The organism is Clostridium sp. ATCC 25772, from assembly GCF_001573875.1.
GTDB lineage: Bacteria > Bacillota > Clostridia > Clostridiales > Clostridiaceae > Clostridium_J > Clostridium_J senegalense.
Window position 1 is genome coordinate 1 of record NZ_LFRG01000170.1, and the last position, 606, is coordinate 606.

1 protein-coding gene is annotated in these 606 nt (G+C 34.0%); it reads left to right on the plus strand.

The features are described from left to right. Window positions 1–606 (plus strand): ribonuclease J (locus AZI32_RS17405; RefSeq protein WP_162266757.1); only part of this gene is annotated, 606 nt, incomplete at both ends.

Below are 606 nucleotides of genomic sequence, written 5' to 3' on the forward strand. Positions count from 1 at the left end.
AAGGAGAGCCTATGTCAGCACTTGCTAGAATGGCATCAGCTGAACATAAAAAAGTAGAAATAAGACAAGGTGATTTAGTAATAATATCAGCACATCCAATACCAGGGAATGAAAAACTTATTTCTAAAGTTGTAAACTGTTTATTTGAAAAAGGTGCAGAAGTTGTTTATGATGATGCAGCGGATATACACGTTTCAGGTCATGCTAGACAAGAAGAATTAAAATTAATGCACAGATTAGTAGCTCCTAAGTTCTTTATGCCTGCTCATGGTGAGTTCAGAATGTTAAAGAAACATGCAGAGGTAGCAGAAGATTTAGGTATGCCAAGTCAAAATATATTTGTGATGAAAACAGGTGAAGTTTTAGAATTAGATAAAACTTCAGCAAAAGTTGCATCACATGTTCCAACTGGAAATGTATTAGTTGATGGACTTGGAGTTGGAGATGTAGGGAATATCGTTTTAAGGGATAGAAAATATTTAGCAGAAAATGGGATGATGACAATTGTTATAGGTATAGATAAAGAAAGTAAGTCTATAGTAGCAGGTCCAGATATAATATCTAGAGGATTTGTATATGTAAGAGAATCTGAAGACTTAATGGATG